Source organism: Streptomyces sp. SID5785 (assembly GCF_009870065.1).
GTDB lineage: Bacteria > Actinomycetota > Actinomycetes > Streptomycetales > Streptomycetaceae > Streptomyces.
Genome location: NZ_WWIA01000463.1, coordinates 1 through 5119 on the forward strand (window position 1 = coordinate 1; position 5119 = coordinate 5119).

At 65.5% G+C, this 5119-nt stretch carries 8 protein-coding genes; 6 read left to right on the forward strand and 2 right to left on the reverse strand.

All coding sequences use genetic code 11. The features are described 5' to 3' along the window. A partial coding sequence (locus GTW43_RS15245; RefSeq protein WP_202501462.1) for a CGNR zinc finger domain-containing protein occupies window positions 1–255 on the forward strand: 255 nt, incomplete at its 5' end. 95 nt (window positions 256–350) lie between these two features. Here the strand turns inward: GTW43_RS15245 and GTW43_RS15250 are convergent. Together GTW43_RS15250 and GTW43_RS15255 are read right to left on the reverse strand one after the other, a co-directional pair. Continuing rightward, window positions 351–938: a hypothetical protein gene (locus GTW43_RS15250; RefSeq protein ID WP_202501465.1), complete on the reverse strand. Its 588-nt coding sequence runs from the start codon at window positions 936–938 to the stop codon at window positions 351–353. Continuing rightward, window positions 883–1581: a serine/threonine-protein kinase gene (locus GTW43_RS15255; RefSeq protein WP_161302470.1), complete on the reverse strand. Its 699-nt coding sequence runs from the start codon at window positions 1579–1581 to the stop codon at window positions 883–885. The genes GTW43_RS15250 and GTW43_RS15255 overlap by 56 nt, the downstream gene beginning before the upstream one ends. A gap of 25 nt (window positions 1582–1606) precedes the next feature. On the opposite strand from GTW43_RS15255, the gene GTW43_RS15260 reads away from it, so the two are divergent. From GTW43_RS15260 to GTW43_RS15280, 5 genes are all read left to right on the forward strand, one after another. Further along, complete coding sequence (locus tag GTW43_RS15260; protein WP_161302472.1) at window positions 1607–1795, forward strand: hypothetical protein; 189 nt, start codon at window positions 1607–1609, stop codon at window positions 1793–1795. 87 nt (window positions 1796–1882) lie between these two features. Further along, window positions 1883–2350 (forward strand): hypothetical protein, encoded by a 468-nt coding sequence (locus GTW43_RS15265; RefSeq protein WP_161302474.1) that lies wholly within the window; start codon window positions 1883–1885, stop codon window positions 2348–2350. Between the two features lie 796 nt (window positions 2351–3146). Then, the gene (locus GTW43_RS15270; RefSeq protein WP_161302478.1) at window positions 3147–3557 is read left to right on the forward strand and encodes a DUF6228 family protein; all 411 of its coding nucleotides are present in this window, start codon (window positions 3147–3149) and stop codon (window positions 3555–3557) included. A gap of 79 nt (window positions 3558–3636) precedes the next feature. Next, window positions 3637–4445 (forward strand): IS5 family transposase gene (locus GTW43_RS15275; protein ID WP_343246013.1). Its coding sequence is split into 2 segments (ribosomal slippage): window positions 3637–3970 and window positions 3970–4445, totalling 810 coding nucleotides; the frame shifts between segments, so codons are not numbered across the junction. 103 nt (window positions 4446–4548) lie between these two features. Then, window positions 4549–4938 (forward strand): hypothetical protein, encoded by a 390-nt coding sequence (locus GTW43_RS15280; RefSeq protein WP_161302476.1) that lies wholly within the window; start codon window positions 4549–4551, stop codon window positions 4936–4938. Window positions 4939–5119: the final 181 nt, after the last annotated feature.

Genomic DNA, 5119 nt, shown 5'->3' on the forward strand with positions numbered 1-5119 from the left:
TGCGGCATTTCCTGGGAACTGGCAGCCCCTGCGGATCACGCACTGGGGGCACGCGCCGCCGTGGCCTGGGATGCGCTCCAGCGCAGCGCACCCGGCCGGATCCGCTCGTGTGAGAACACCGACGAATGCAGCCTGTTCCTCATCGACCACTCCAAGAGCAACAGCGCCCGATGGTGCTCGATGGCCGGCTGCGGGAACCGCATGAAAGCCAGACGTCACTACGAGCGACGAAAGAACGCCCAGCCCACGACCTGAGCGGTCACCGCCGCGGCCGGCGGCGGGTGGCACGCTCGCGAGTCACCGGTACGACGTCGGCGTACCCGGCCCCGCACGCCGGGGCCGGGACGGGCTCATGAGGAGGGCTGCTCCTGTGGCTGCTCCTGTGGGCGTAGCCAGCCTCGAGCGACGGCCAGCCAGGCTGTTGCACGCTGCCAAGGTGGCTCGTGAACGGCCCGGGCCATGACCTCGGCCGCCTCCGGGTCGGTCGGGGCCTGGGCCTCGACCAGATCGACGAGACGGAAGGAGTGCCCCAGGGTCACGGCGACGAGGTCGCGGGCGAGCCGCTCGGCTTCGTCGCAGAGCCGCAGCGCACGTGTCGCGTCCAACTCGGCCCATATTCGGGCCGCCTGGCCCAGGTAGGCGGCCTCCTCACCCTCGCAGGCACGTGCCGCCCGTTCCACTGTGGCCAGTGCGCCGACCGCTCTGCGTCGGCGTTCCTCGTCGATCGACGGCAACTGTCCGACCGCACACGCTGACGTCGCCGACCGCGGCGTGCCGGACGGGTTGTCATGCGCTTGCGCCAGAAGGGTTTCCGCCTCGGACGCGGTAGCACGCTCGCCCGGGTCCTTCACGAGGAGCCGGGTGACGAGCCGAGTCAGGCCCTCACCGGCCCGGCGCGCGGGAGGCGGGTCGTCGAACAGGACCGCCCCGAGTGTCACGCCCGCCGTGTCCCTGCGAAAAGGCGACAACTCCCTCGACCGTCTGGTACAGCGTGGCCCCTAGGGAAAAGAGATCGGCGGCCGGTCCCGCAGGTTCGCCCCGGGCACGCTCCGGAGCCAGGTACTCGACGGAGCCGATGATCATGCCCGTCTCGGTGAGCGCCGTGTCGTGCTGATGAACCGCGATCCCGAAGTCCACCAGGAGGATGTGACCGTCGCGGGTGAGCATCACATTGGCGGGCTTGATGGCGCGGTGGTGAATCCCCGCCGCGTACGCTGTGCTCAGTGCGCCGAGCAGGGCCGCGCCGATCCTGACCGTCTCGCCGACGCCCAACGGCCCGTTCTGCTCCAGGCGTTGCTGCAGAGACACTCCGTCCACGAGTTGCATGACGATCCGCGGCACGCCGTCGTGGACGATGACGTCGTGCACGGCCACGACGTTCGGATGGTCGCGCAAGCGGGCTGCGTTACGGGCCTCGCGCTCGGCGCGGACCAATCGCTGGTGCCGCTCCTCGTATGACACCGAAAGCGGAATCCAGACGGACTTGACGGCCACGTCGAGGCCGAGCCGCTCGTCTCTGGCTCGCCACACCTCCCCGAATCCACCGGCGCCCAGGCGCTCGGGTTCCGTCCTGTCGGCCATACGTCCCCACTTCCATCGAGCTCCGGTGAACGCCCCGGACCTCTACCCGCAGGAGGGCGTTTGGTCGCTGGTCAAGCGCGACATCGGCAACCTCGCGGCGGCCGACCTCGGCGAGATCACCAGGACCGTGAAGCGCAGGCTCCAGCAGATCCAGTACCGCCCGCACGTAGTCGACGGCTGCCTCGCCGGCACTGGCCTTGCGATCCACGAGTAACGAACCCGGGGATCGACCGGCCTGCTACGTGGCCCTACGATCGCTGCACCCTGCCGAACGCCTGTGCCCGACGAATTGAGTGAGCCCGTGAGCGACGACGTCCTGTCGATCATTCCAACCGATCCCCAGTGGCAGCCCGGCCGGGCGGCGGCCGAGCGGACTGCCGCGCTCGCCGCGGACCTGGCTCCCGGCCTGTCCGATGGCGTAAAGGTCGAGATCGACGTCGCTTGGTACGACACCCTCACCCCCGTCGACTGCGGCGACAACCTGGAACGGATCGGCTGTCCGCACTGCGGCGCCTCGATCGACACCGAGTGGTACGCCGACCTGCTGGAGAGCCACTGCGAGGACGGCTTCGCCACCCTGGTCGTGGAAGTGCCCTGCTGCGGCACCGACACGTCGCTGGATGCGTTGGACTACGACTGGCCGTGCGGCTTCGCCCGCTTCGAGATCGCAATCTGGAACCCCGAACGTGGCTGGTTCGCTGCCGAGGACCTGGTCACTTTCGGCGACACACTGGGGCACTCGGTGAAGCAGATCAGGGCCCATATCTGACTCAGGTCTCAGCGGGAACCGAGGCCAGCCGTCCAGGCCGGCATTACTCATTCAAGCTCAGTAGCTGGCGGGCTAGGGATGCCAAATGTTGCCGAATTGACGCATCGGGTAAAGCGATAGATCTCTATGCTGGCGGAAAGGTTGTGAATTACTCTGCAAGCGCTGATCGCGTCGCTTCGATGTTAGGCGACCGGAATGGTGAAACAGGTGGTGTGGTCATGGAGGTAAGGAAAGTGTGTGAGCGGCCGGATGGGTCTGAGAAGGGTCCATACGGTGGGGATCTAGCGGATGACCGAATCAATGTGAGAAATGCTGTGCGGGCAAGTGTCGACGGAGCGCATTTCGGCCTGTTCAGTACGGTGGTAGCTGTCGTTGTATTGCTTCACTTCGGTGTCTTCAAATGGGCAATGATCGTTGGTGTCGGTTTCTTCTCATGGTTCATTCTCTGCTGTATTGTGATACATGCAGGTGGAGGTCGTGGGCGGGACAGATTTAAAAGGGCCTATGTGGCTACCTTCGGGTGGGGTGAATTTATAACGCCGTGAATGTTCGTGCATGACCCGGCCAATGTCTTTGGTGTGGATGCACCGGGCCAGTCGACCCTCCCTGCAGCACCCATCCGGTCGAGGGCTTCGTTGTCGAGGCGCCGCCACAAGTCGGCTCGTGCCCACGCATCTGTCACAGCCCGTCGGGAACGAGTTCGCGCTCAGGATCCACATCCATGGTTGGGCGATCGCCGCCCAGCGCAGTCTTCTACCATGATTGAGTGATCGATTATGACGATTCGGGCCGCCCTATGGTTCAGCTGGGAGACTCCGAGCCTGCACGCCTACTGATCTCGGAACCGGCCCGAAGGTACGAAGACGAACCAACGCTCGACTTCCTCGTCAGGGCCCAGGGCCCCTGGGGGAACGTCGAGACCTCCGTGGAGACCTGGGGCGGCGACGGACTCGACACTTTCCTGGTCTCACTTGCCGAAGACTTCCGGGGCTGGGAAGGAGTGCGCACCTGGCACTCTCTCTGCTACGACCTGACCCTCGCGGCGGAGCACCACGCTGGTGGCCACGTCCAACTGACATGGAGGATCTGCGATCGGGCGCCGTCCGAGGAATGGCATTTCGAGACCTGCACGGTGCACGCGGCGGGAGAGGAAATGCGCAACCTCGCGGCCGAAATCCATACGTTCATTGCGAGCGCCGCGGAGTAGTGAGGAGATCGTAACGCGATCTTGTCGAAATGCCCTGGGCGGGCGTGACCGGTGTGATGATTCTGCCGCCGGTGTGGGAGTGAGCACTCGGCCGTGGATCGTGGACGACGACTTGTGGGCACTAATCGAACCGCTGCTCCCGGCCTGGCCGGAGCAGCCTCCAGGCCCTAGGCCGTTGCCGGACAGACTCTGTTTGCAGGGCATCCTGTACGTTCTGTTCAACGATATCGCCTGGCAACTTCTGCCCCTGGAGCTGGGGTTCGGCTCCGGTCAGACCTGTTGGCGACGGCTGGATCGCTGGCAGCAGGCCGGAGTTTTCGACCGGCTCCACCGGCTGCTGCTCGCCAAACTGAACGCGGCCGGTGAACTCGACTGGACTCGCGCGTGCGTGGACGACTCTCACGTCCGCGCGAAAACAGGGGAGCCGCGACTGGTCCGTCGCCGGTCGACCGGCGGAAGACAGGCTGCAAGCATCACCTGATCTGGGACGGACGCGGCACCCCGCTCCACGTCATCACCACCGCGGCCAACGTCAACGACATCACTCAGGCCTTGGCCCTGGTCGACGGCATCCCGCCGGTCGCCGGACGCCACGGCCACCCGCGACGGCGCCCCGAGGCGGTGCTCGGCGATAAGGCGTGCGACTCCAGAGCCGTGCGGCACGAGTTGCGGCGCCGACGCATCCTGCCGGTGATCTCGCGCAAGTGCTCCCCGAACATCAAGGGACTGGGAAGACTCCGCTCCGTCGTCGAGCAGACCTTCGCCCTACTCCACCAATTCAAGCGCCTGGCCGTGCGCTGGGAACGGCGCCCCGAACTTCACGATGCATCTGTCTCGCCGGTCTGCAGCCTCATCTGCTGGAGACTACTGACGAAACAGGTAGGTTGAGCGTGCACCGGCCTGGGACAGCACCTCGGCCCAGGTTCGGCGCAGGCGTCGTTCGTGAGGGACCGCGTGACGTCGCAGGAGCCAGAGAGAAGGGTCTGCCCTGATGCCGCACGAGGCTCCGAGGCCAAGCGAACTACTCGACAAGGATGAGGTCCAACTGCTCCGTCGCGCGCTGCTGGAATGGAGCGGCCCGGCGCACTGCAGCGATCAACTCGCTGTTGGCATGGGATTCACCGACACACAGGATCTCCTCAGTCAGTGCGAAAGGCTACGGGGTGCGCTGGCTGACAATGCCCCACTCAAGCCGGTCGATTGGGCACGGACGCTCCTGGTAACAGAGATCGTCTTCGTGAGCGACCTCGTGGGCTCGGGGGTCGAATGGCGGACATCCACCGGGCGGACCGACGAGGAAACGATCACATTGCTACGCGTGATCCAGCGCAAGCTGGCCAAGACGATCAGCCCCTACTACGGGAAGCGCCCAGCCGAGTAGCACTCACAGCCAGCCCTGACATTCAAGATCTCGTTACGAGCTCTAGGGGCTGTCCCGTAAAAGACCTGGGTTCCGAGCGCGGAGCAGCCTGAAGAGTGGGTGAGGTGCTCAGCCGGTGGTTCGTGAGCTGGTCAGGGACTGGGTGAAGTCGGCGAGTGCGCGGAAGTCGTCCTCGCGTAGG

Bases quoted from the DNA above. Each gene is read 5' to 3' on its own strand.
- GTW43_RS15255 (WP_161302470.1), bottom strand. From the start codon at position 1,581: ATGGCCGACAGGACGGAACCCGAGCGCCTGGGCGCCGGTGGATTCGGG.
- GTW43_RS15270 (WP_161302478.1), top strand. From the start codon at position 3,147: ATGGTTCAGCTGGGAGACTCCGAGCCTGCACGCCTACTGATCTCGGAA.
- GTW43_RS15280 (WP_161302476.1), top strand. From the start codon at position 4,549: ATGCCGCACGAGGCTCCGAGGCCAAGCGAACTACTCGACAAGGATGAG.